At 70.2% G+C, this 22798-nt stretch carries 21 protein-coding genes and 4 pseudogenes; 10 read left to right on the forward strand and 15 right to left on the reverse strand.

Translation table 11 applies throughout. The annotated features are described in order from the left end of the window. Positions 1-202: 202 nt before the first annotated feature. Entirely contained in the window at positions 203-1486 is a 1284-nt protein-coding gene (locus ACH4TP_RS05225) for a hypothetical protein (RefSeq protein ID WP_398435804.1), read from the forward strand. 304 nt (positions 1487-1790) lie between these two features. On the opposite strand, the gene ACH4TP_RS05230 is transcribed toward ACH4TP_RS05225, so the two are convergent. Next, positions 1791-2564 carry a glycosyltransferase family 2 protein gene (locus tag ACH4TP_RS05230; protein ID WP_398435806.1) on the reverse strand — a complete coding sequence of 258 codons (774 nt, stop codon included), beginning with the start codon at positions 2562-2564 and terminating at the stop codon, positions 1791-1793. A gap of 155 nt (positions 2565-2719) precedes the next feature. Here ACH4TP_RS05230 and ACH4TP_RS05235 point away from each other — a divergent pair, with 155 nt between their 5' ends. After that, positions 2720-2881 carry a hypothetical protein gene (locus ACH4TP_RS05235; RefSeq protein ID WP_398435808.1) on the forward strand — a complete coding sequence of 54 codons (162 nt, stop codon included), beginning with the start codon at positions 2720-2722 and terminating at the stop codon, positions 2879-2881. Positions 2882-2890: 9 nt separating this feature from the next. Here ACH4TP_RS05235 and ACH4TP_RS05240 read toward each other — a convergent pair whose 3' ends face one another. The 4 genes from ACH4TP_RS05240 to ACH4TP_RS05255 all read right to left on the reverse strand — a co-directional run bounded on the left by ACH4TP_RS05240 (position 2891) and on the right by ACH4TP_RS05255 (position 7024). After that, entirely contained in the window at positions 2891-4081 is a 1191-nt protein-coding gene (locus ACH4TP_RS05240; protein WP_398435810.1) for an IS110 family transposase, read from the reverse strand. 241 nt (positions 4082-4322) lie between these two features. Next, on the reverse strand, positions 4323-5078 hold the full coding sequence (locus ACH4TP_RS05245; RefSeq protein WP_398435812.1) for a transposase family protein: 756 nt from the start codon (positions 5076-5078) through the stop codon (positions 4323-4325). Positions 5079-5236: 158 nt separating this feature from the next. Continuing rightward, positions 5237-6463, reverse strand: coding sequence for an MFS transporter (locus ACH4TP_RS05250; protein WP_398435814.1), 1227 nt, complete (start codon positions 6461-6463; stop codon positions 5237-5239). A 108-nt stretch (positions 6464-6571) separates the two neighbouring features. Continuing rightward, positions 6572-7024: a carboxymuconolactone decarboxylase family protein gene (locus tag ACH4TP_RS05255; protein WP_398435816.1), complete on the reverse strand. Its 453-nt coding sequence runs from the start codon at positions 7022-7024 to the stop codon at positions 6572-6574. A 46-nt stretch (positions 7025-7070) separates the two neighbouring features. Between ACH4TP_RS05255 and ACH4TP_RS05260 the strand changes: the two genes are divergently transcribed. The 3 genes and pseudogenes from ACH4TP_RS05260 to ACH4TP_RS05270 all read left to right on the forward strand — a co-directional run. Continuing rightward, positions 7071-8525, forward strand: a complete 1455-nt coding sequence (locus ACH4TP_RS05260; RefSeq protein ID WP_398435818.1) for a PLP-dependent aminotransferase family protein — start codon at positions 7071-7073, stop codon at positions 8523-8525. 299 nt (positions 8526-8824) lie between these two features. Continuing rightward, positions 8825-9970 (forward strand): SMI1/KNR4 family protein, encoded by a 1146-nt coding sequence (locus ACH4TP_RS05265; RefSeq protein ID WP_398435820.1) that lies wholly within the window; start codon positions 8825-8827, stop codon positions 9968-9970. A 107-nt stretch (positions 9971-10077) separates the two neighbouring features. Next, positions 10078-10793: pseudogene (locus tag ACH4TP_RS05270) on the forward strand (IS5 family transposase); the annotation flags it as partial. Between the two features lie 950 nt (positions 10794-11743). Here ACH4TP_RS05270 and ACH4TP_RS05275 read toward each other — a convergent pair. Both ACH4TP_RS05275 and ACH4TP_RS05280 read right to left on the reverse strand, forming a co-directional pair. Next, positions 11744-12238 (reverse strand): hypothetical protein, encoded by a 495-nt coding sequence (locus ACH4TP_RS05275; protein WP_398435822.1) that lies wholly within the window; start codon positions 12236-12238, stop codon positions 11744-11746. Beyond that, the gene (locus ACH4TP_RS05280) at positions 12235-12699 is read right to left on the reverse strand and encodes a matrixin family metalloprotease (RefSeq protein ID WP_398435824.1); all 465 of its coding nucleotides are present in this window, start codon (positions 12697-12699) and stop codon (positions 12235-12237) included. The genes ACH4TP_RS05275 and ACH4TP_RS05280 overlap by 4 nt, the downstream gene beginning before the upstream one ends. 298 nt (positions 12700-12997) lie before the next feature. Here ACH4TP_RS05280 and ACH4TP_RS05285 point away from each other — a divergent pair, with 298 nt between their 5' ends. Together ACH4TP_RS05285 and ACH4TP_RS05290 are read left to right on the forward strand one after the other, a co-directional pair. Further along, positions 12998-13249 carry an antitoxin MazE7 gene (locus ACH4TP_RS05285; RefSeq protein ID WP_389238122.1) on the forward strand — a complete coding sequence of 84 codons (252 nt, stop codon included), beginning with the start codon at positions 12998-13000 and terminating at the stop codon, positions 13247-13249. Between the two features lie 2 nt (positions 13250-13251). Next, entirely contained in the window at positions 13252-13632 is a 381-nt protein-coding gene (locus ACH4TP_RS05290) for a toxin Doc (RefSeq protein WP_389238120.1), read from the forward strand. Between the two features lie 873 nt (positions 13633-14505). Here ACH4TP_RS05290 and ACH4TP_RS05295 read toward each other — a convergent pair. From ACH4TP_RS05295 to ACH4TP_RS05305, 3 genes and pseudogenes are all read right to left on the reverse strand, one after another. Continuing rightward, positions 14506-14928 (reverse strand): DUF2690 domain-containing protein, encoded by a 423-nt coding sequence (locus ACH4TP_RS05295; protein WP_398180475.1) that lies wholly within the window; start codon positions 14926-14928, stop codon positions 14506-14508. Between the two features lie 286 nt (positions 14929-15214). Further along, a pseudogene (locus tag ACH4TP_RS05300) lies at positions 15215-15889 on the reverse strand (transposase); the annotation flags it as partial. Positions 15890-15962: 73 nt separating this feature from the next. Next, positions 15963-17096, reverse strand: coding sequence for an FAD-dependent monooxygenase (locus tag ACH4TP_RS05305; RefSeq protein WP_398435827.1), 1134 nt, complete (start codon positions 17094-17096; stop codon positions 15963-15965). Positions 17097-17318: 222 nt separating this feature from the next. Here ACH4TP_RS05305 and ACH4TP_RS05310 point away from each other — a divergent pair, with 222 nt between their 5' ends. Further along, positions 17319-18566, forward strand: a complete 1248-nt coding sequence (locus ACH4TP_RS05310; protein ID WP_398180469.1) for an aromatic acid exporter family protein — start codon at positions 17319-17321, stop codon at positions 18564-18566. Here ACH4TP_RS05310 and ACH4TP_RS05315 read toward each other — a convergent pair. The 5 genes and pseudogenes from ACH4TP_RS05315 to ACH4TP_RS05335 all read right to left on the reverse strand — a co-directional run. Further along, positions 18529-18726, reverse strand: a pseudogene (locus ACH4TP_RS05315) (alpha-hydroxy-acid oxidizing protein); the annotation flags it as partial. The gene ACH4TP_RS05310 and the pseudogene ACH4TP_RS05315 sit on opposite strands and share 38 nt — an antisense overlap. A gap of 154 nt (positions 18727-18880) precedes the next feature. Further along, positions 18881-19186, reverse strand: a pseudogene (locus tag ACH4TP_RS05320) (IS5/IS1182 family transposase); the annotation flags it as partial. Between the two features lie 139 nt (positions 19187-19325). Continuing rightward, entirely contained in the window at positions 19326-20225 is a 900-nt protein-coding gene (locus tag ACH4TP_RS05325; protein ID WP_398436836.1) for a haloalkane dehalogenase, read from the reverse strand. Between the two features lie 8 nt (positions 20226-20233). Further along, complete coding sequence (locus ACH4TP_RS05330) at positions 20234-20632, reverse strand: pyridoxamine 5'-phosphate oxidase family protein (protein ID WP_398435829.1); 399 nt, start codon at positions 20630-20632, stop codon at positions 20234-20236. 5 nt (positions 20633-20637) lie between these two features. Continuing rightward, on the reverse strand, positions 20638-21333 hold the full coding sequence (locus ACH4TP_RS05335; protein WP_398435831.1) for an NAD(P)-dependent oxidoreductase: 696 nt from the start codon (positions 21331-21333) through the stop codon (positions 20638-20640). A 75-nt stretch (positions 21334-21408) separates the two neighbouring features. Between ACH4TP_RS05335 and ACH4TP_RS05340 the strand changes: the two genes are divergently transcribed. Further along, positions 21409-22047: a TetR family transcriptional regulator gene (locus tag ACH4TP_RS05340; protein ID WP_398435833.1), complete on the forward strand. Its 639-nt coding sequence runs from the start codon at positions 21409-21411 to the stop codon at positions 22045-22047. Between the two features lie 183 nt (positions 22048-22230). Then, positions 22231-22785 carry an RBBP9/YdeN family alpha/beta hydrolase gene (locus ACH4TP_RS05345; RefSeq protein ID WP_398435835.1) on the forward strand — a complete coding sequence of 185 codons (555 nt, stop codon included), beginning with the start codon at positions 22231-22233 and terminating at the stop codon, positions 22783-22785. The last annotated feature ends 13 nt before the right edge of the window (positions 22786-22798 follow it).

Genomic DNA, 22798 nt, shown 5'->3' on the forward strand with positions numbered 1-22798 from the left:
CACTTCACCCCGGAGCCGTTCCACCTCCCCCAACTTCATAGCCGGAAGATGCCCACCACCAGGCAAGATCACCCGACGTAACGAAGCACTACTAGGGGCTTGCACACCGGCTCGCCCGAGCCGGAAGAGCTCTCCGTAACGTGAATGTGGCAGCTCGATGCCGTGGCAAGGCCGGACAAAAACGTGAGGGAGGGGCGCGTACGTGATCGACACCGGCAGCATCGACGTCTTCCTCGGTCTCGAGGTCGGCGAGAGCGAACGTCACGCCACCGCCGTCACCCCGGCCGGGAAGAAGGCCTTCGGCAAGCCCCTGCTGACTGTGTTGCTGAGTTCCGAGAACGCTTCAGTGCTTGCTTCAGGATTGTGGTTGTGCTCGGGCCGACATCTCGAGGAGGAGTCGGTCTGGTGCGAGCAGGCGTCGTGTGCCATCGCCGGACAGGCTTGCGGAATCCGTTCGCGTGGCGTCTTCCCGGCCACGTACGGTCTGCGCATGACCAGGACCACGCCGGCCAGGCCGGTATCCGTGGAGGCCGTGTTCCCGGAGCTGGCCTCCTACCGGGGCCGGACGACCCGCCTGCACCCGCGGCCGGGGCGGCCCGGCATGCGCGACAGCCATGTCGGCGGGCCGATGCTGTGGCCGTACGGCGAGCCGTGGCCGGTCTGCCACGAGCCGCACCGGCCCGAGACCGAGGGGTATGCGCCGGCCGAGATCCGCAGCGCGCGGGCCACGGGCGTATGGCCGCGGAGGCGGCCGTGGCTCGACGCCGGCGCTCCCGGGGAAGACGGGCCGGTGCCGTTCGTGGGGCTTGCCCAGTTCTTCCGACGGGACATCCCGGGCCTGGCGGCCGGGCCCGACGGCGCGGACCTCGTTCAGCTCTTCCGCTGCCCGTTCACCCACGGCCCGCACCTGGAGCGCCGCTACCTCCTGCGGTGGCGGCAGGCCGCGGAGACCGAGCGCGCGGAACGGTTCCTCGCCGCTCCGCCCGAAGTGCCCATGCTGCGGTGGGAGCACGAACTCCCCGAACCGTGCGTCCTGCACCCCGAAGAGGTGGACACCTACCCCTGGGCGGAGGACGACACGCTGCCCGCCCCACTGATCGACCTCATCGACGCCTGGGAGGACGCCCAGGCAGCGGAACACGGCCCCGACGCCCTCAGCTACCAGGGAGACCTGTCGATCCCGCCCGGCTGGCGGGTCGGCGGCTTTCCCAGCTGGGCGTCGACGGGCCCGATGGCCATCCACTGCGAAACCTGTGCGGCCCCTATGCGGCTGCTGCTGACCGCCGACGGCTATGAGATGGACGCGAGCTCGCACAGCTGGGCGCCTCTGGAAGACCGCGACCCGTCTCTGGAGGGGAAAGCCTCGATCCTGAGCGGCCAGTCCATTGGCACACCCACCCGGCTCCGGTTCGGCCGGGACCGGGACCTGCACGTCTTCACCTGCCTGGCCGACCCCAGACATCCGCCCCAATGGGTACTTTCCTAAAAGGCTTCAGGGCGACGGAAGCAAGCCGACGCCGCGGAACCATCCCGACGGAGGCGGGGAGCAGAGACCGGCACGGGCGAAGTTGCGGACGAACCGATCGCTGGTCAGGTCGTCTTCACGCTCCAGCACGGTGACCTCTTGGTCGTGAACCAGCATCGACGGGTTCACGACCGCGAGGCGCTCGCCGCGGCCAGCACAGCGTGGAGGCCGAGTGCTGCCGCATGCTGCTTCGGTTGTTCCTGCGCGACAGGAGCGCCCCGGAACCGGGCGCCTCGTAGTCGTCCGGTCAGGTCTCGCCGAGGGGTTAGATCCGCGAGTTGCGCAACGACTGCCACGCAGCGCCTGCCAGCGCCCGCGTCGAGCGGGGGACCGAGAGCCCTTCGTGCTCGCGGTACAGCTCCCAGTTGTACCGGACCAACGACAGCTTGTTGGAGGACAGTGATCCCGCCTGGTGGGACCTGTACACCGCGAGCGGCTCGACCAGCCCCCGGGCGTCAGCGCCGTCTCGCATGATCGACAGCCACAGGGCGTAGTCCTGCCGCTTCCGCATCTCCGGCATCAGCCGTGTGCCGAGGACGGTGCGGTCGTACATGGCGGTCAGGGCGCCGATGTAGTCCCGCACCAGCATCGCGCGGTAGTCCACGTGCTCCCGTGCACGGACCACCCGCCCGTTCGGGACGAAGTCGGTGCTCTCGCCCTCGTAATCGGCGTCCATCTTGAAGTACGAGGTGAACGTCAGGGGCGCACTACCCGCAGCGGCGAACTCGATCTGCCGCTCGGTCTTCTCCGGAAGCCACATGTCGTCGCTGTCGAGGAAGGCTACGTAGTCCCCCCGGGCCCGCTCGATGGCGAGGTTGCGTGCCCGGCCGGCACCGCCCTGTTCGGGGGCCGATTCCGGTTTTACGCGCTCGTCCTGCCGGGCGAACTCCATGAGCAGGTCCATGGAGTCATCGGAGGACTTGTCGTCGGTGATCAGAAGCTCGAGTTCGCTGTGGGTCTGCGTGAGCACCGACCGCACCGCTGCGCCGAGTGTCGCCGCCGAGTTGTACACGGGCATCACGACGGACACCAGGGGCACAATACTTCTCCTCGCTCGGCCGAAGCCGACGTTCCATTCAAGCACTGGAATCATAGTGGGAGCTGTCCTGCATGTCGTTGCGGCTGGTCAGCGCTACGCGGGCCACCGCTGACTCTGCGCACCGCAGGGATGGGCCACGGGCCGTCGGCTGCGACGTGGACGAGCGCTGGATCAAGCGCCCGGCGGTCGGTGAGCCGTACGTGGAGGACATTCCCGCCAAGCGGCTGCGGCCGTTTCTGGACAGTGGGGCATACCTGCCCTCGGCCGCGCCCGGGAACGTGGCGGGTTTCGGCATCGCGGTCATCACCGATTCCTAATGCGGTCTGTCAAGCCGCGAGTGCGGTGGGTGGCAGGGGTTCGTAGGTCCGTCCGTCGCGGAGGAGGGCCCAGAGGACGTTGACGCGGCGGCGTGCCAGGGCCAGGACGGCCTGGATGTGGCGCTTGCCCTCGGCTCGCTTGCGTTCGTAAAACCGGCGGGACTCATCGCAATGACGGATGCTGAACAACGCGGAGATGTAGAAGACTCGTTGGAGTCGGCGGTTGTAGCGGCGCGGGCGGCGGAGGTTGCCGCTGATCTTGCCGGAGTCGCGGGGCACAGGTGCGACGCCGCCGAAGCCGGCGAGGCGGTCCGCGGTGCCGAAGGCGGTCATGTCGCCGCCGGTCGCGGCCAGGAACTCGGCGCCGAGGATGACGCCCAGGCCCGGCATGCTGGTGATCGTGTCGAAGTCCCGATGTTCGCGAAACCGGGCCTCGATCGCCTTGTCGAGCTCGGCGACCTGGTGGTTGAGGGCCATCACCTCCCGCGTGAGGGTATGCACCATCAGGGCGGTGAGTTTCTCGCCGGGCAGGCTGGTGTGCTGGCGTCCGGCAGCCTCCAGAGCGGTCTCGGCGAGCCGGTCAGCGCGCAGGACCTTGCGGTTACGCAACCAGGACTCGAGCCGCTTCTTGCCCGTCCGACGGAGGGCGGCCGGGGTCTGGTAGCCGGTCAGCAGCACCAGTGGGCCGGTGTTGGTGAGGTCAAGGGCCCGCTCCAGGCCGGGGAAGATGCCGGCGAGCTGGGCTCGGAGCCGGTTGACGGTGCGGGTGCGGTCGGCGACCAGGTCCATGCGACGCCTGGTGAGGATCTTCAGATCGGTGACCGTCTCGTCGCCGGTGCGTAAGGGCTGCAGATCCCGGCGAACGCGCACCTGGTCGGCGATGACGGCAGCGTCCTTGGCGTCGGTCTTGCCTTCGCCGCGGTAGCTCTCCGAAGCGCGGTGGATGGCCCGGCCGGAAATGTAGTGCACCGGCTGGTCGTGGTTGAGCAGGAGTGTGATGGCCAGGGCGGCTCCGCCGTCGGCCAGGTCGATGCCCCAGGTCACCTCGTCGCCCAGGGCCAGGACATCGGCGAGGAGTTCGAGCAGTTCAGGCTCGTCGTTGGCGACGCGTCGTGACAGCAGCCGACGGCCGCTCTCATCGATCACGACGCAGTGGTGGTGTGTCTTGCCTGCGTCGATGCCGGCCCAGATCATGGCCATGTGGTGCCTCCGTGCGGTGTGCTGCTGGTTCCTGCCACGGACGACCTCGCTGTCGATTCCCTACTCAGCGATCATTCGCAATTCCTCATTGGCAGCCGAGTCGTCGTGGGGAGCCGGGCGGCCAATCAGTGGAAGCCACAAGCGGCAGAGCCTTTTGAACCACACCCGGCACCCCTGGGCGGGTCAACCATACGAAGGGCTCACCACATCCCGCAGAAAGCGTAGGGAGCCTTTTCCAACCTCACGCCGATGCGTGATGAAGGACGAGGACGGCCTGGACGATCGCGGTGATGCGGTTGGTGCTGCAGCGGAGCTTTCGCAGGAGGCGCCAGCCCTTCAGGGTGGCCATGGCCTGCTCGCCGAGGCAGCGGATCTTGGCGTGTGTGCTGTTGTGGCGGCGCTGCCACCGCTTCAGGCGGCGGCCGCGGAAGGGTACCCGGATGGAACCACCGGCACCTTGATACGCCTTGTCGGCCCAGCACTTGAGGCCAGCATCGGTAAGCGCGTCAACGATGCCATGGGCGCGGGCGGCGGTCGGATCGTGGGCCGATCCGGGCAGGGCCGGTGAGGCCCACAGCAGCCGCCCGAAGGGATCGGTGAGGACCTGGATGTTCATGCCGTGGCGTTTGTGTTTGCCCGAGTAGTACGGGGTGTCGGCGGCGATCCTGTCGATCGGCAGCAGGGTGCCGTCCAGGATCGCGAACGCCTTGGTCCGGGCGATGTCCATCGCCTCGGCCAGAGTGGGTACGAGGGCAGCCAGCACATCGACGGCCTCGCGTATGTAGCGGTACACGGTTGCGACGCCGATACCGAACCCGGCAGCGAGCTGGGCGTAGGTGTCACCGCATCGCAGATGGGCCAGAGCGAGGAGAGCCTGACGGCCGGCGGTCAGCCGACGCCACCGGGTCCCGATCTCTCCTCGCCGGGCAGCGAGTCGTACCGTCAGGCACCGCAGGGTGCGACTGGACAGGTCGATCGACGACGGGTAGACGAGCACGCAAAGCTCCTGGTGGCTGCGGGCGATCTTGGTCGAGAACCCGTCTACCAGGAGCTTCGTCGTTCCACCGATCTGTCCAACACACAGCCAGCACCGCCAGGCTGGAAAGGCTCACTGATCGTTTCAGAATGATTGCCAGCGGCCGCCGGGCGGGGGGCTCAGGCGGTGGTGTCGGCTGCGGAGCCGGTGCAGGAGTCAGCTGTGGCGCGCTTCGTTCCGGCCGCCACGAACAGGGCGAGGAGGGCCATCGCGGCGCCGATCCACAGCACGCTCGTCGTTGACAGGCTGTCGACCGCCAGACCGCCGAACAGGGCGCCGAGCGCGATCGACAGGTTGAACGTGGAGACGTACAGCGAGGACGCGGCCTCCGTTGCGTCCGGCGCGGCGTGGAGGATCCAGGTCTGGAAGGTGACCGGCACCGCGCCGTAGCCCAGGCCCCACAGGGCCATCATCGCGCCTGCGGTGAGCGGGGTGTTGCCGACGAGGACGAGCAGCACCATGGCCACGGTGAGCACCACGGAGATGCCCATGACGGTCTGTCGGAGCCGCTTGGCCACGAGGGCGCCGACGATGAAGTTGCCGCAGATGCCGGCGATGCCGAAGGTCAGCAGCAGGACGCCGATCAGGTGGTCGGCGACGCCATCGTCCTGCAGGATCGGCCGGACGAACGTGTAGGCCAGGAAGTGGCCCGTGATGACGAGGAAGGTGAGGGCGATACCGGCGCGGACGCCGGAGTTGCCCTTGAACACCTTCGGCAGGTCGGCGAAGGTGATGGTGCGCTCCGCCGGCACCTTCGGCATCAGGATGACCATGCAGGTCAGGGAGATCAGGCCGAGGACGCCCACGGCGCCGAAGGCGGTGCGCCAGCCGCTGAGGTCACCGATGAACGTGCCGGTGGGGACACCCAGGACGGACGCGGTCTCGACGCCGCCGAAGATGACGGCGGTGGCCCGGGCGACGTGCCGCTGCGGCACCAGCCGCAGCGCGATGCCGCCGGCCAGGGACCAGAAGCCGCCGACGCTGATACCGATCAGGAAGCGGGCGACCAGGACCACGGCGAAGCTGGTCGCGAAGGCGGAGGCGAGGTTGGCCAGGCCGACGATGCCGATCAGGACGGCGAGGACGATCCGGCGGTCGATCTTCCCGGTGGCCACGGTGACCAGGGGCGCCGACGCGGTGGCGACCAGACCGGGGACGGTGACCATCAGGCCCGCGGTGCCCTCGGAGACGTCGAGTGCGGAACCGATCGGGGTGAGCAGACCCACGGGCAGCAGCTCGGAGGTCATCAGCGAGAAGATGCCGAGGGTCACGGCTAGGACGGCGAGCCAGCCCTTGACGGGCGACGGTTCTCTGGTGACGGGGTTGTGCGTGTCGAGGGTGGTCATGCTGTATGAGCCCCTTGGTGAGGAAGGCGGTCCGAGCGGGGCGGCCCGCACCCTGCCACGGGCGGTGGTGCCGGGGCCGACCACCGCCCGTGAACCGGATGAGTTCCGTTACTCGGTACCGGGCGTCTTGCGCGTGGAGACGTTCATGCGGTTCCACGCGTTGGTGGTGAAGATCAGCGCGATGAGCTGGGCCAGCTCCTTCTCCTCGAAGTGCTCGGCGGCCTTGGCGTAGACCTCGTCCGACACACCCTCCGGCAGGAGGGTGACGGCCTCGGTCAGCGCCAGGGCGGCGCGCTCCTTCGCGGTGAAGAGGCTCGACTCCTCCCAAGCGGTGAGCTGGTAGACGCGCTCCTCCGTCTCGCCGCCCTTGCGGGCGTCGGAGGTGTGGTAATCGATGCAGTAGGCACAGCGGTTGATCTGCGAGGCGCGGATCTGCACCAGCTCGAGGAGGACGGGGTCGAGTCCCTCGCGGGCGGCGGAGTCCAGGGCGAGGACGGCCTTGAAGACCTTGGGGGCGACGGTGGAGAAGTTCATGCGCTGAGGCACCTGGAATGTGGTCATGGAACGACCTTAAGCAGCGAAACGACCCACGTTAGGGTGCATTCCTGTGGAAGAATCATGGGTCAATACTCCTGAATCCCCTGCCTCCGGCAGCGATCCCGACGAGACCGCGGGCACCGATCTCCACCTCGAACTCTCCGGCGAGGGCAGCCTGCGCGGACAGCTCGCGGACGCCCTCCGGGAGGCCATCAGGTCCGGCCGGCTCATGCCCGGCACCCGCCTCCCGCCGTACCGCTCGCTCGCCCGCGATCTGGGCATCGCCCGCAACACCGCCGCCGACGCCTACGCCGAACTCGTCGAGGAGGGCTGGCTTTCGGCCCGTCAGGGTTCCGGGACCCGGGTCGCCCAGCGCGCCGCCGTCCACCCAGACCAGCAACGCGGCCCGCAGCGCCGCAACCGCCGCCGCGTGCTGCACGATCTGATGCCCAGCTCCCCCGACGCGGCCGCCTTCCCCCGTACGGCCTGGCTCACCTCCGCCCGCCGGGCCGTCGCCGCGGCCCCCCACGACGCCTTCGGCGTGGGCGATCCACGGGGCAGGCCGGAGCTGCGCGAGGCGCTCGCGGAGTATCTGGCGCGCGCCCGGGGCGTGCGCACCGAGCCCGACCGGATCGTGATCTGCTCCGGCTTCGCGCACGGCCTCGGGCTGCTCGGCGAAGTCCTCGGCGGGACCTGGGCCGTGGAGTCGTACGGACTCGCCTTCCACCGCGAAGTCCTGGAGGGGGCCGGCCCGCGCACCGTGCCGCTGACCGTCGACGCGTCCGGGGCGCGCGTTGAGGAGCTGCAGGGCCGGGGCCTGCGCGCCGCCCTGCTCACGCCCGCGCACCAGTTTCCCACCGGCGGGCCGCTGCACCCGGGGCGCCGGATGGCGGTCATCGACTGGGCCCGCTCCTCCGGCGGCGTGCTCGTGGAGGACGACTACGACGGCGAGTTCCGCTACGACCGGCAGCCGGTCGGCGTCGTGCAGGGGCTCGACCCCGACCGGGTCGTGTACATCGGCTCGGCCAGCAAGAGCCTGTCCCCGGCGCTGCGGCTGGGCTGGATGGCTCTGCCCGGGTGGCTCGTCGACGACGTCCTCGCCGCCAAGGGGCCCCGGGAGATGTGGTCGGGTGTCGTCGACCAGCTGACGCTGGCCGACTTCATCGTCTCCGGGGGCTACGACCGGCACCTGCGGCACATGCGGCGGCACTACCGGCGCCGCCGCGACCTGCTCGTGGACACGCTCGCCGAACGCGCCCCGCACATCCGGGTCGACGGCATCGCGGCCGGGCTGCACGCCGTGCTCGAACTCCCCGACGGCACCGAGGACGCCGTGCTGCGGGCGGCCCGGCGGCAGGGGCTCGCCCTCGACGGGCTGCGCCCCTACCGCCACCCGGACAGCACCATGGCCCCGCGCGACGGCCTGGTCATCGGCTACGGCACGCCGATGGACCACGCCTTCTCGGCGGCCCTGGAAGCCCTGTGCCTGGCGTTGCCCGACCCGGAGGAGGACGAAGAGGTCTGACGGCCCCGGGTCGGTGCCCTGCTCCCGGTGCCCGGATGCGCCGCGCGGGCGTCCGGGCACCGGCCACGGCCCCGGCTGTGTGCCAAGTCGGTGAAAGCCGCGGGGATCGTCAGTGAGACTTTTCCAACCTCGTATCTGTGCTGGTCAAGGGCGCGTGGACAGATGGCTACGCCAGTCGGCGACAGGCCCGGGGCCAGCAGATCCACGGCTGGCTGCCCTGTCCCGAACTCTCAACCTGAGGTATCCAGTCCTGCTGAGAGGCAGGTTGGAAAAGGCTCACTGGTTCTAAGGTCGGCCCCATGACATCAGACCTGGTCCAGGACTCATGGGCGCGCATCGACGCGTGGCTGCGCGAGCACGCGCCCCGCACGTTTGCCACGCTTCGGCCGCCCGCGGGAGACGAGGAGATCGCAGCAGCGCAACAGGAACTGGGGGTCACCTTTCCTCCGGACCTGGTCGCTTCGCTCCTCCGGCACAACGGGGCGCTGGAGGGACCTGAGGCTTTCCGCTTCAGCACGGGCGACCGGCTGCTCGGGGTGAGCGGGATCCTCGGGGACACCGGGTTCATGCGTGGCATCGACCAGGGCCTCGGCGGGGAGAGCGAGGACTACTGGCTTCACGATTACGTGAAGTTCGGTTCTTACGAGGTGACGTCGGACGGTCTTCTGATGGATTGCCGTACCGGGCGGGACTCCTTCGGGGCGATCGGACGGTTCTTCGACGAGACCGGTACCGGTTTCGGGCGGGCCGACTCGCTGGGTGGGTATCTGGCCGAACTGGCCGGCACGCTTGAGCGTGGCCAGGACGCCGGTGTCGTCACCTTCAACGGCCGGCTGTTCTGGGAGGGGTGCCCGCCTGCCAGGCCGCAGTACCGTGCCGACGAGCCCCTTCCCTCACCGGATGAGCAGCTGCCGGAGTTGGACCTGTCCTGCAGTTCCACCGACCTCCTCCACGTGAGCCGCCTGGACGGGCTTGAGGAACTCGGTGCGCTGATCGCGACCCTGCCGTATGAGCAGGTGGTCGACGCCGCGCGGAAGCAGCTGCGCAGACTGGCGGTCGAAACGGGTCTGAACAACTACCCGGAGGTCAAGACAGCCCTGGACGCGTGGGAGTGCGGTGTGGCCCCGCCGCGGCCGGATCGGACCGGCCCGCTCGCCTTGCGACTCCGCGCGGTGCTCGCGCAGGCCGACGCCGGCCGGGACCATACGCGCAGGTGGGCCGCGGAGAAGATAGCCCTGGGGATCTGGGGGTCCCCGTACAGGTCCGTGTGCGAGAGTGCGGAGACCCGGAGTCACTTCACTCTCGACTGGCGTGCGGATCTGCATGCGGACCTGGGAAATCAGACCCTGCCACCGATACCTGACGACCGTTTCTGGGGGGCGCTGCGCAACCCCGCCATCGACTCCAGTTGGTACGCGGCCCAGTACGGCCGAGATCAGGACTGACCCCAGGGGTTTCGGTTCCGGTTGAGGGCTTCATGTGGCGGTTGTCGCCGGACGAAGCGCTCGCCAAGACGTCGTTTCCTTTGGCGGTTTGGTTCGTTGTGCTCGGCATGACGAGTCTTGCCGAGCGGTTGGTGCCGGACGAGTTGTGGGAGTTGTTCCGCAGGGTGGTGCCCGAGACGGTGGTGGTGCGGCCGCAGGGAGGCGGTCGTCGGCGGGCGGGGGATCGTGAGTGTCTGGCCGCGATCGTGTTCGTGGCCACGTCGGGATGCACGTGGCGACAGGTGCCGCCGGTGTTCGGGCCGGCCTGGCCGACGGTCTACCGGCGTTTCGCCCGCTGGAGCAATGAGCGGGTCTGGGCCCGGTTCCATCGGGTCATCCTGGACGAACTGGGCGCCCAGGGCGAGCTGGACTGGTCCCGCTTCGCCATCGACTCGGTGAGCGTCCGCACTCTCAAAGGGGGCTGCTGACCGGACCGAATCCGACCGGTCGTGGCATGAACGGATCGAAGATCCATCTCGTCACCGACCGGCCCGGCCTGCCCGTCGCGGTCGCCATCTCCGCGGCGAACACCCATGACAGTCTTGCGCTGAAGCCGCTTGTCGCGTCGATACCGCCGATCCGCAGCCGCCGCGGCTCCCGCCGCAGGCGGCCCGGCAAGCTTCACGGCGACAAGGGCTATGACTACCCTCACCTGCGGCGATGGTTCCGCTCTCGCGGTATCACGCCACGGATCGCCCGTCGCGGCATCGAGGCCTCACAGCGGCTCGGACGCCATCGGTGGGTCATCGAGCGGACCATGTCCTGGCTCGCCGGCTGCCGTCGGCCTGCGGCCCGCTGCTGCCTCGTACGAGAGGAACAGCCGTATGACGGACTCCGAACTGCCCCGGAGGGCCCCGGCGCGAGGGGAGCTGGCGGACGCGAGCCGCTCCCGTACTCCTGTATCGCCTCTGGCCAGCCGGTTCCCGGGCTGGCCCTCGGAGACGCGTACCGCATCCAGCGGCTCAACGTGGTGCGTCGGGTTTCGACGGGCGGTCGAGTAGTCGGCCACAAGATCGGGCTGGCCTCGCTCGCCGTGCAGCAGCAGATGGGCGTTCACGGGCCCGACTCCGGGTTCGTCTTCGACGACATGATCTCGCCCAGCGGCAGCCGCTTGAGCGTCGCGGACTGCATGACGCCCCGGATCGAGACGGGGGTCATCTTCCGTATCGGCCGCGACCTGAACGCCCCGCGGACCTGAGCGCAGGCCAGGCCGCTGTGGCGGAGGTGTTCCTCGCGTTCGAGGTCCTCGACACCTGTTTCACCGACCGGAACATCACGCTGGTCGACAGCATCGCCGACAACACCGCGTGCGCCCGGGCCATCGCCGGCGCACCGGTCCCCGTCGACGACTTCGGGGATGTCTCCGCAGAGCGGGTCGCGGTGATCGTCAGCGGCAAGACCGTGGCGACCGGGCGAGGACGCGACATCCTCGGCGACCCGTTCGGGGCACTGGTGTGGCTGACGTACCGCCTCCCCGTCCTCAAAGACCACGCTGTGCGCGGGCGACATCGTCCTGGCCGGTTCCGTGTACGCCAGCGTCCCGCTCACCGTCGGCATGGGCATCCGGGCCACGTCGACCCGGCTCCCCGCCATCCGTACGCATGCCGATTGGCTGCCCCGGCATCGAGGGCAGTCACGGTTCCCCGGAGCCACCGCCGGGAAGACCGCAAAGCCGCTGGGGTCCGGTGGGCCGGGCGCGACGAGAACCGGCGCACCGGGTCCGCGGGCGGACTTCTACGACGTGGAGATGTCGCCGCACGGCTTCTCGACGTACTTCTTCGCGATCTCCCTCTTCCAGTGCGCGGCTACGGCCTCGGCGGTCTTCCCGGCCGGCACCGGCCGGACGAAGCGTGTGAACCAGGTGCCTTGCTCCGGACCGAGCACCGACACCTCGTACCGGCTGCCCGCCCGGAGTTGTTCCGGGGCACCCTGCGGCAGTCCGATCTCCGTCTCGCCCGGCAGAGTCCCCTTGAAGACCGCCACCGTGCGCACCCTGAATGTCTGGAGGCCGGCTCCGTCGTCGCCCTTCGTCACGAACCGTCCGCGCTCGACGACGTCCACCAGGGCCAGGTTCTGCGCCCTGGCCGCCTCCGCCGCGTCCGAGGGATCCGCCGCGCACAGCGACTCGACGCGCGCCACGTCGTCCTGCTGGGAGTACACGACGCCGCCGAGTCCCGCCGCGGCGAGCGCGGCGAGGCCGACGGCCCCGAGCACGGTCTTCTTCATCATCCCCACAACCTCTTGTAGTTGGCCTTGTCCACGTCGGGAATCCAGGTGATCTCGTAGCCCCTGGGAGGTGCGTTCTGCCACATCAGCGACAGCACCGTTTCTGCCTTGTGGCACAACCCGAGCGCGTGTCCCAGCTCGTGCAGGGCGACGTACCGAAGGAGCTCCTTCGAAGCGCCCCGGAGCTTCTGCTTGTTGAAGATGATGTAGTCGGTCGCGCCGAACGCCCCGTGCCGCTCGTAGCGGCCCAACGGGTCCTTCGGCCCCGTGCCCAGGTTGCCGTCCTTGAACTCCAGGTCGTTCGAAGTGAACGCCGAATCCCCGACGATCTTGATCTTCGAGCCGGAGTACTGCCACTTCGAAATCGCGAACTTGCGCGCGTCGTCGTATCCGGTGGCGTCCGTCCAGCGGATTTCGCCGTCGTCGACCGCGCTCTTCCCCTTGGACTCGGTCTCACTCCCCACGCACCGCGCGGGAGCTGGGGCGTACGCCGGCGGCGGAGCCGTGAGTGTCAGGCAGGCCGCCGAGGCGACCAGCAGCGATAACCCTCGCATTTTCACGGTGCGTAGCGTATCGGTTACCGAACGATGCGCGGCACCGGGCTTCTGGCACCACCCGCCTCGGCCCGGGGAACCGTCTCCAACCGTGAAGGGGTCCGTGTCCCCGTGGCCCCGTGCCCGCCGCCCGTGCACCCGGGCGCTGCCGGGGGATTCACGGACAGCCGGTATTCGTGAAGGTACCTATCGGTGCATACTCGGGGGCATGGCAGACACCACAGTGAAGGTCAGCTCCGAGACCAAGAACCGGTTGGCGGCCGTCGCCGAGGCACGCGGCATGAGCCTGCGCGCGTTCCTGGCGGATCTGGCCGTCCAGGAGGAGAACCACCTGAGGCTGACCAAGGCGACCGCGGTCTTCCATGAGGTCACCCGGCGGCCGGGCATCGCCGAGGCGTTCGACGCCGCGTTCCCCGACGACGCCCCGGCTCCCCGAGACGCCGCACACCGGGCGGCCTGACCTTGGAACTGCACGTCGACCTCCGGTGGCTCCTCGACCGCCAGGAGGACTTGCTCGGCAAGGAGCTCGGTGTCCGCGACTGGTCGGGACTTGTGGCTGCCATCGCACGGCACAAGGTGAACACCCCCGATCTCGACGCCGGCGAGCCTGACCCCTACTGGCGCGCCGCGGCACTGCTGGACGCTCTGGTACTGCTGCGCCCACTGCCGGCCCGCAACGCGTTCTTCGCGTACGGCGTGGCCGTGGCGTACATCCGGGCTTCCGGGGCGACGGTCGATGACGCCTTCGAGCCGTGGGAGACGCTGATCCGCGACGTCCGCGGGCTACGGCTGTCGGTATACGACATCGCGGACCGACTGCGATCGATGCAGCCGCTCCACTGACGATTGCGCCGGACCGGCAACTGTCGCAGAGCCCTGCGGGAATGGGCTGGTTACGAGATGATCCGTGCTCGTCCCGCAAGGAAGGCCCTCCACGGGACGTACGAAGGCAGGGAGGCCGTGCCGTGAGCGGCCGGTGACCGCGACGTACGAGCCGAATCTGCCGCTGCCTGGCTGACCGGACAGCCACGTCACCAGAGATCGGTACCGGTCCCCCGCATCCGGTGCATCCGGCAGGGGGTCTGCGTACGGCTCTGGAGTACCCGGCGGGCACGACCACGGCCTCCACCCACAGACGCCCGCCTCCAGGAGGCCGCCCTCACGATCCACGGTCGCCGCGAGGGCAGGACGACAACGCGCCGGAGCCGCATCCGGAAGACAGTCGGGGTCCTGGTTTACGGCCCCGAGCCGGGCACGGCTCTGCTGCCCGAACTGGTCCGAATCATCCGCGGGACGAGGACCGCTCGTGCACAAGCTGCTGGGACCGGGCGACGGCGCTCCTGCTGCAGCTGTGCCCGTGCCCCTGTCGAGGAGCCCGACCCTCACCGTCACGGCCTCCACCCTCCAGACGACCGGCTCTTCGCTTCGCCTACCGGCTGCCGGTGAACGTGGTGCTCGCCGCCGCGCCCGGCTTGGCCGCCCCGTACGGCACAAAGAGCCTGGTGGTGGAGCGGTCCGCCCGGCCGAGGTCATTCCGGCCGGGTGACAGCGGGCATGAGGCGGTGCGTGATGCGGTGGGTCCTCCGCACGTAGCTCCAGTCCTTCCGCACTCGTGACGTCCGGCGGCGGAGCCGCGTGACACGGTGCCGGGTGTCTGGGCAGCTTGCCGTGCTCCGGCCGGCTGCCCAGCGCTCCGCGGTCCGCAGTCTGTGGTGCTCAGTGCCAGGCGCCGCAGACGTGCCCGTTGTCGGTGACGTTCTTCTTGCACGCCCTGTACCTGTGGCTGGTGCCGACCATCAGGGAGTACGCCGGGCGGGAGGGTGACGCATGCACCGGATACGAACCCCCGCCGCTGATCTGGATCCAGCCCTCCCAGGCGTCGTCTCCCTTGTTGAACAGCACCCAGGCGGCACTGCATCGGGAGGAGACCCTCAGGCGGAGATCGGGGCCTCCCTCGCCCCGGATCGCAGGACGGAGGTCGCTGGCTCCCTGGTCGCATCGGGTCGTGTGCGGGTTCTTGCCGTCGCATGCCGATCCGCGGCAGCCGGCCGCGGGGGCGGCCGCCGACGATGCCGGCACGCTGCCGGCGAGGCTCAGAACGGCGACAGCGGCCACGGCCAAGGTCCGGAGAGACGACATGAAAACCTCATTCCGCCTAGAAGATATTAGAGGCTCTCTAAGTAGCAACTTACGTATGGAAAGTGCCAGAGGGATGTGAAAGGTTCACCTGAAGGGGGAGGCACAGCTTCCTCGGTCGTGCACCGCACGTCCCGTGACAGCCGGCACGGTGCCGGGGCATCGTGCCGCCGGGTCCGGCGCGGAATCGCAAGCATGCGTAAAGCGGTGGTACGCGTAGGGGCTTCCCTCTGATGGGGCCCGCCACCGTACGAGGTCAGAGACAGACCTGCATGAGGAGGAGGTCGAGAACGGCTGCCTTGATGTTGCGTTTGCGCAGGTAGGAACGGTTGCCGCGGAATGGGTAGGCCTTGTCCGCGGCGACCACGCCAGGCCTGCCCGGCAGCCCGCCCGGCGGTCGGGACGAATGCGGGCGGGCGGCATGTGCGGTCAGCAGCGAGATGGACCTTGCTGGTCAACCCGCTCCGGGACCTGCCGAGCAGGGCTTCCTTGAGGCGAAGCTTGCGTCGGCGTCGGACGCGTCGACGCTCGGCGTGTCCGTTCCGTTCCTCCGGACCGCCCCCGTTTCGCCTGGCCTCCTCCTGCTCGCGCGCAGCCTCTTCCGGGGCCTCCTGAGGTCCTTGTCGATGCGTATTCCGGCGGCGTCATGGTGGGCGCGGACCGTTGCGGAGTCCACGCCGACCAGCGACAGGTCCGTTCTCCCGGCGCGGGCCGCCTCGGCGATCAGGCCTTCCGGCAGAGCGGAGAAGACGCCGGCGTCCCGCCAGACCCCGAAGCGCCCGTAGACGGTGGCCCACGGGTCGAACTCGGAGGGCGTCTCACGCCACCGGGCGCTGGACCGGAACCGCCGGATCATCCCTTCCAACTGTTCCCTCAGCCGTTCCGGGTACGGGCCTTACCTGCCGATCGGCAGGTAAGGCTCGATGAATCTCCGCTGAGCATCGGTGAGTCGCCTGCGCGTCACGACCGATGTCCTACCGGGTTCCGCCCCATAGAGAGGACAGAACCCAGCAACTGATCACCACGTCACACAGGTCCTAGTAGGGCTTCGCCAGGACGTGGGCGGCGCCCGGGACGCCGACTTCCAGGAGCGCGTCCTCCTCGGGCGTCGTCGGCGCGCCCATCTCCTGCTTGAGGACCGCCCCGGACAGGGCCTGCACCCACAGGGCGCGGGGTCGGCGGCGCGTCTCCCAGGCCTCCAGGGCCTCGGGGACCGAGTCGGCGGCGTCCAGGGACTCGGCGAGGACGAGGGCGTCCTCGACGGCCATCGCGGCGCCCTGCGCGAGGTGCGGGGTGGAGGCGTGCGCGGCGTCGCCGGCGAGCACCACCCGGCCCACGTGCCACGGTTCCTCGACCGTCACCTGGGAGATGCGGGAGTACACGACGGCCGCCGGGTCGGTGACCGCGCGGAGCGCCTCGGCGACGGGCCCGGAGAACACGGCGAGCCGCTCGGCGAGCTGTTCGTGCGCGCGTGCCGGGTCCGGCCGGTGGTCCTCGGCCTCGGCGAACACGGCGCCCAGGTACATCAGTTCGTCGGTGATCGGGGTGAGCAGGGCCTTCGCCTCCTTGCCTGCCGTGGCCATGACGACGCCCCGTACGTCGGGGTGGCGGGGCACCGTGACGCGCCAGTTGGCGAATCCGGTGTACGCGGGCGCGTACCGGTCGCCGTAGAGGCGGGTCCGCAGCGGGGAGCCGATGCCGTCGAAGCCGACGACCAGGTCCCAGCGGTCGGTGGATCCGTCGGAGAGGGTGACGGTGGCTCCCGTACCGTCGTCGTCGAGTCCGGTGACGGTGACGCCGAAGCGGATCTTCGCGCCCGCGGCGAGGGCGGCGTCGCCGAGGACCTTGGCGAGGGCGGGCCGCGGGATGCCGTTGGCGGCCGGCAGGTCGTCCATGCGGGGCTGGGGTATCCGCGCCAGCGTGTTCCCCGCGGGGTCGGCGATCGTCAGGACCTCCCATTCGAAGCCCGCCGTGAGGCACTCGTCGAGCACGCCGAGCTCGCGCATGACGTGCAGGGCGTTGGACGGCTGGATGATGCCCACGCCGAGGGCGTCGAGTTCCTCACGGATCTCGGCCACCTCGACGGTGTGACCGCGCCGGGCCAGAGCGGTGGCGAGCGCGAGGCCGCCGATGCCTCCGCCGTGGATCAGGACGCGCAGGGTTGATGCCATCTCGGAAAGCTCCAGGTCTCCAGTACAAGATCGAACAGGGGCGCCGGAGTGTAACCCCCGGGGTGCGGACCTGGGGTTGTGCGGGGAAATGGCGCGGGATTCACCCGGGTCCTGCGGCGTGCCGACGCGCGCCGTCGGGGTGCGGGAACGGAGCATCGCCATGCGAGGGCCTCGGGCGGGCAGGCGTCCAGCAGGTCGCCGACTCGCGAGGAGGAGTACGCCATGCCGCACCCGTGGCACCGATGGAAGTGGTGGCAGCGGTGGGGACGGGACCCGGTGGTGGTGCAGACGCTGCGCTCCACGGCCGCCGCGACGATCTCGTACGTCGTCGCGCTCCGGCTGAGTTCGGAGCCGGCCCCGCTGACCGCCCCGCTCACCGCGCTGCTCGTCGTCCAGGTGACGCTGTACTCGACGCTCACGACGAGCCTGAGACGGGTGAACTCCGTCGTCGTCGGCGTCCTCATCGCCATCGCGTTCAGCGCGCTCGTCGGGCTCACCTGGTGGAGTCTCGCCCTGGTCATCCTGGCGTCGCTGGTCGTGGGCCGGTTCGTCCGGGTGGAGGAGTTCGTGCCCGAGGTGGCCATCAGCGCGATGCTGGTCCTCGGCGTGACGCAGGTCGCGGACACGGCGTGGGACCGCGTCCTCGAGACCCTGATCGGCGCGGTCGTGGGCCTGCTCTTCAACGTCGTGCTCGTCCCGCCGGTCTGGGTGGACACCGCCGGCGACTCGATCGTGGACCTGGCGCGGCGGATGCGCCGGCTGCTCCTGGACATCGGAGAGGAGCTGGTGGACCCGGATGCGCGGCCCGAACCCGCGCCGGTTCCGGAGGCGGCCGCGCCCGCTCCCGTGGAGCGGGCCGAGGCTCGGCTCCACGAGGCGCGCCGCCTCGACAACGACGTCGCCGACGTCGACGCGGCGCTGCGTCAGGCGGAGGACAGCCTCCGGCTGAACCCGCGCGTGAAGGAGGGGCTGCTCCACCGCATCGTGCTGCGCACGGGCCTCGACACCCTGGAGATCAGCGCGGTCGTGCTGCGCGTCCTCGCGCGTTCCCTGACGGACCTCGCGAAGGAGCGGCAGGGGGCGCCTCTGGTGCGCCGGGAGGCGGGTCTCGCCCTCCGGGAGACGCTGCGGCACCTCGGAGACACCCTCGTGAGCTTCGCCGATCTCGTCACCTCGCATTCGAGTGCCGGCGCCGAGACGGCGGAGGACCGTCTGGGCGAGCAGCTCGAAGCGGCCCACGCCGCCCGGGACGGCGCCGCCGGACTCCTCAAGGCGGAGGCGGCGCACGATCCGGAGCGCTGGCAGCTGTACGGTGCGCTGCTCACCGAGATCGACCGGGTGCTCGACGAACTCGATCCGGACCACCGCGGCCGCCGGCTGATGGAGGAGCTGGACCGGCACACGCGTGCGCGTGAGGAGCGGCGCCGCCGCGTCACCTCCCTCGCGGCCCGGGCACGCCGTACGCCGTGACGGGCCGCAGGGCGCCCTCATCCCGGAGGGCGTCCAGGGTCGGGCAGCCGTCGACGGCCAGGATCAGGTCGGTCCCCGCGAGGAGGGAGCGCAGGACGTGGACGATGCCGTCCTCGCCGCCGAGGGCGAGGCCGTACGCGTACGGGCGGATGAAGCCGAGCGGGCCGAACGGCGGCGCGTCCGGCGGCGCCACAAGCTCCGCCTGAAAGCCGCCCTGCTCGGACGCTCGCGGGGCGGGCAGACCGGCAAGGTCCACATCGCGGCCGATCACACGTGCCGCCCGCCGGCATTCGTGCTGACTGCGGGCCAGGCGGCGGACAGCCCGAGTTCATCCCGGTCCTGTGGCTGGTGCGTGTGCGGGCTCGTAGTGGGCCGGTGAGATCGGCGTCGATGCGGGCGAGGCTGATCGCGGCACCGGTGAACTGGTGCCGGAGACCGGTCTTGGTCAGGCCGCGGTAGCGGGATCCGTGCGGGCCGCAGCGCCCGACGGCCTGGGGAGTGGTGCCTTCGGCACCGGCACGGATCTTGTGCCGCTCTTTCCAGGTGTCGGTTCGCTGCTCGGCTCGGGCCGCGCGGACGGTTTCGTGTTCCTCGCGGCCCTGCCGGAGGTTGAGCTCGCGGTATCGGGGCGACCCTCGGTAAGGCCAGTGGCAACCTCCGTCGATCGGAGGCGCTACGAGGTCACACCGCCGGTGACCGCTGCCGCTTGGCAGCGAAGAAGCCATGGGATGGTCCGCATCATCATGGGCGAGGAAGCGCCTACCGCCTTGCCAGCCCGTGTCGAGTGGCCCAGGCGTCGATCGACGCGGCCAGTTCCTCGGGCCGGTCCTCTGGGGAGTGGTGGCCGGCCGGGCCGTGGTGGGAGACTTCCAGGCCCGCGATGTTCTCCTCGCACCAGGCCACGGCGCGCTGGTCGGTCATGGCTCCCGGACCCGGCTCGAACGCGGCGAGCAGCTTGGGGACTTCGGGGCTGGCGGCCAGCCAGGCGTCGTACTGCTCGATGCGGGCCACCACGTCCGCGGGCTCGGCGTCCAGCGGCATCATGCGCGTCCAGGCCAGGACGGGGCGACGGCTCCGCGGGGTCAGGAAGGGGCGACGGTAGACATCCAGGTCGGCCGGGGCGAGAGGAGTGGCGAGCGTGTCCGGGAGCCCTTCGATGAACAGCGACTTCTCCAGGACCATCTCCTCGCCCACCCCGGGGGTGCGCAGGAGGGTGAACAACTCCCGCCCTGCGGCCGGGAACTCGTCGCCGGCCAGCGGCTTGATGATCGTCTCGGTGAAGGCCAGGCCGCGGACGCGGCCGGGGAGACGTGCGGCGCGGTCGAAGGCGAGCGCGCCGCCCCAGTCGTGGCCGACGAGGACGGCTTCGGCAAGGCCGAGGGCGTCGAACCATGCGTCGAGGTAGCGGGCGTGGTCGTCGAAGGAGTAAGCGATGTCGGGTTTTCCGGAGTCGCCCATGCCGATGAGGTCGGGGGCCAGAAGGCGGCGGCCGGGTGCGGCCACTCCCGGCAGGACGTTCCGCCACAGGTGGGAGGAGGTGGGGTTGCCGTGGAGGAAGACGAACGGCAGCCCGTCGGGATCGCCGGATTCGCGGTAGTGGATGGTGGAGTCCAGGACGGGGAGGGTGGGCATCGCGGTGTCACGTCGCTTTCGGTGCAGCGGATTCGTCAGAGGTTGAGGCTCAGGACGCGGTCGACGGCGATCTCGATGACGACCAGGTCCGGCGGGGCGGGCGGGTCCGTGCGGTAGCGGTCGGTGTACCGGCGGACCGCCTCGGCCAGGTGCGCGGGATCGTCGGTGACGGCGGCCCGGCCTTCGAGGGTGACCCAGCGGAAGCCGTCCGCCTGGCAGAGCGCGATACGGGCCGCCGGGCCGCCCGCCGCGACGTTGCGGGCCTTGCGGGCTCCCGCCCGGGTGGTCACCCGGGCCGTACCGGTGGCCGCGTCGAAGGTGAAGCGGACCGGGGTGACGTGCGGGGTGCCGTCGGGACGGAGGGTGGTGAGGGTGGCTGTGTGGGGATCGGCGAGGAATGCCCTTGTGGTGGACGGGAGTTCGACGGTCGTCATCCGGCTCACTTCTTCTTCACGCCCTCGCGCCAGATCAGCTTGGCGATGTTCGGCTTCACGGCCGTGGTGATGACGCCCATGGCCGTACGGGCGTACTGCCGTTCCTCCAGTTCGCGCAGCATGCTCGCGGCGAGGTCGGCACGGGCGGTGAAGACGCCGTCAGCGCTGGTCTCGGCGGTGTGGTAGTCGGTGACGACGGGGTGCTCGAAGAGGCCCGAGGGCCGGACGAGGGTCCAGTCGAGGTCCGTCCGGCGGATCACGGTCTCCATGCGGCGCATGTCCTCGTGGAGGGTGCGGCCGAGGCGTCGGTTCACCAGCGGGTCGAGGACGTGGTTGAAGAAGTGCGCGCCGGTGGGACGCCAGCTCGGGTCGGCGATGCTGGAGCTGACGGCGAGGAGCCGTTTGATGCCGTGGCGGGTCATGGCCTCGGTGATGGCCGTGGCACTCGCCGAGTACGTGGTGATGGTCTCCTTGCTGAAGCGCGCGCCCAGCGCGGACAGGACGGCGTCCGTCCCGGCGATCGCGGCGTCGACAGCCGCCGGATCGGTGGCGTCGGCGACGGCCACGGCGAGGCCGGGCCGCTCGGAGGAGAGGGAGCCGGGGCGGCGGGTCACGGCGACGACCTCGTGGCCGGCGGCGAGGGCCTGGTCGGTGAGGTGGCGGCCCGTCGGCCCGTTGGCGCCGAAGACTGCGATACGCATGATGTCGGTCATCCCTTCGTGTGGTGAGCGGAACGCCCTTGACTGTGCCGATCACGAAACGCAGGCTCAACGCTGATGAATAACGCCGCCCCTGCCCCCGCCCGCACCCGAGGCCGCCCCCGCGGCAACCCGCCGACCCGTGAGTCGATCGTCTCGGCGGCCCGCGCGCTGTTCCTGGAGCGCGGGTACAAGCGCACCACGGTGCGCGCGGTGGCCGCGGCCGCCGGTGTCGACCCGGCGCTGATCGCCTATCACTTCGGCTCGAAGAAGGGCCTGTTCGCGGACGTGATGCAGTTCCAGTGCGCCAACGCGCTGGCGGTGGACGACGTCCTCGGCGGGGACCCGGCCGCCCTCCCCGGCCGCCTGATCGACGCGGTGACGGACCTGTGGGAGGACGCCGACTTCCTGCAGCTCACCGCCCAGGGCGACGAGGCCGCCGAGGTGATCCGCGAATACCTGGAACGCGAGCTGCTGGCCCGACTTGTTGAATTTCTCGGCGGCCGGGACGCGACCGCCCGTGCCACGGCCGTGGTGACGATCCTTGGTGGCCTCATCTACACCCGCTACCTCAACCCCCTCCCCACCCCCGCCGCCCTCACCCCGGCCGAGACCCGCCGCGTCCTCACCCCGGCACTGCGCGCGGCTCTGGCCCCCAGGCCGCGTACCGCTACCACCACCGGAGCAGGCCGTCGAGGCTCGCCGGCCCCTGGCTGAGGCGCCCGTCGCGGAGCAGGCCGCTCTACCGGCGGGGTTCGACGCCACCCCCGAGGAGACCCGCATCATCCGCAAGGCTCCCTCGCGCCGCTCGACCCGGCAGCGTCAACAACGTCCGGCAACGCATCGGCCCCACGGCGACGGCAGGAATACCGCCTGTTCCACGGGGCGTTGACGTGCCCCGTGAGTATCGATCGAGTCATCGTCCTGCACGGTTACATGGCCTCTCCGTCCAGCCACTGGTTCGCATGGCTCCGTGACGAACTGGCGCCCGAGGGAGTCGAGGTCGAGATCCCGGCACTGCCGAACCCGACTGCTCCCGAGCCCGAAGCGTGGATCACGGCGGCGGCGAAGGCCCTCGGCGAGCCCGATGGACGCACCGCCGTGGTCGGACACAGCCTCGGCTGTGTCACCGCGCTGCACGCCCTCGACCGCCTCGGCGGAGACTGGCGGCTCGATGCCCTGATCGCGGTCTCCGGCTTCATCAGCCCCGCGCCCGCGCTTCCAGAGCTGGACCCGTTCATCCGCGCTGTTCCCGACATCGCGGGCATCGCCGGGAACATTCGACGTCGCACCGTCGTCCGCTCCGACAACGACACGTTCGTCACGCCGTCGCTGACGTCCGAGCTGGGCCGACTGCTGCGCGCGGAAGAAGTCGTCGTGCCCGGCGCCGGACACTTCCGTGCCGCCGAGGGGATCACCTCTCTCCCCGAGGTGGCCGCGCTCCTGCTCGCCTGAGTGCGTCGTGCCT

The sequence above is a fragment of the Streptomyces sp. NPDC021012 genome, from assembly GCF_044333355.1.
Classification (GTDB): domain Bacteria; phylum Actinomycetota; class Actinomycetes; order Streptomycetales; family Streptomycetaceae; genus Streptomyces.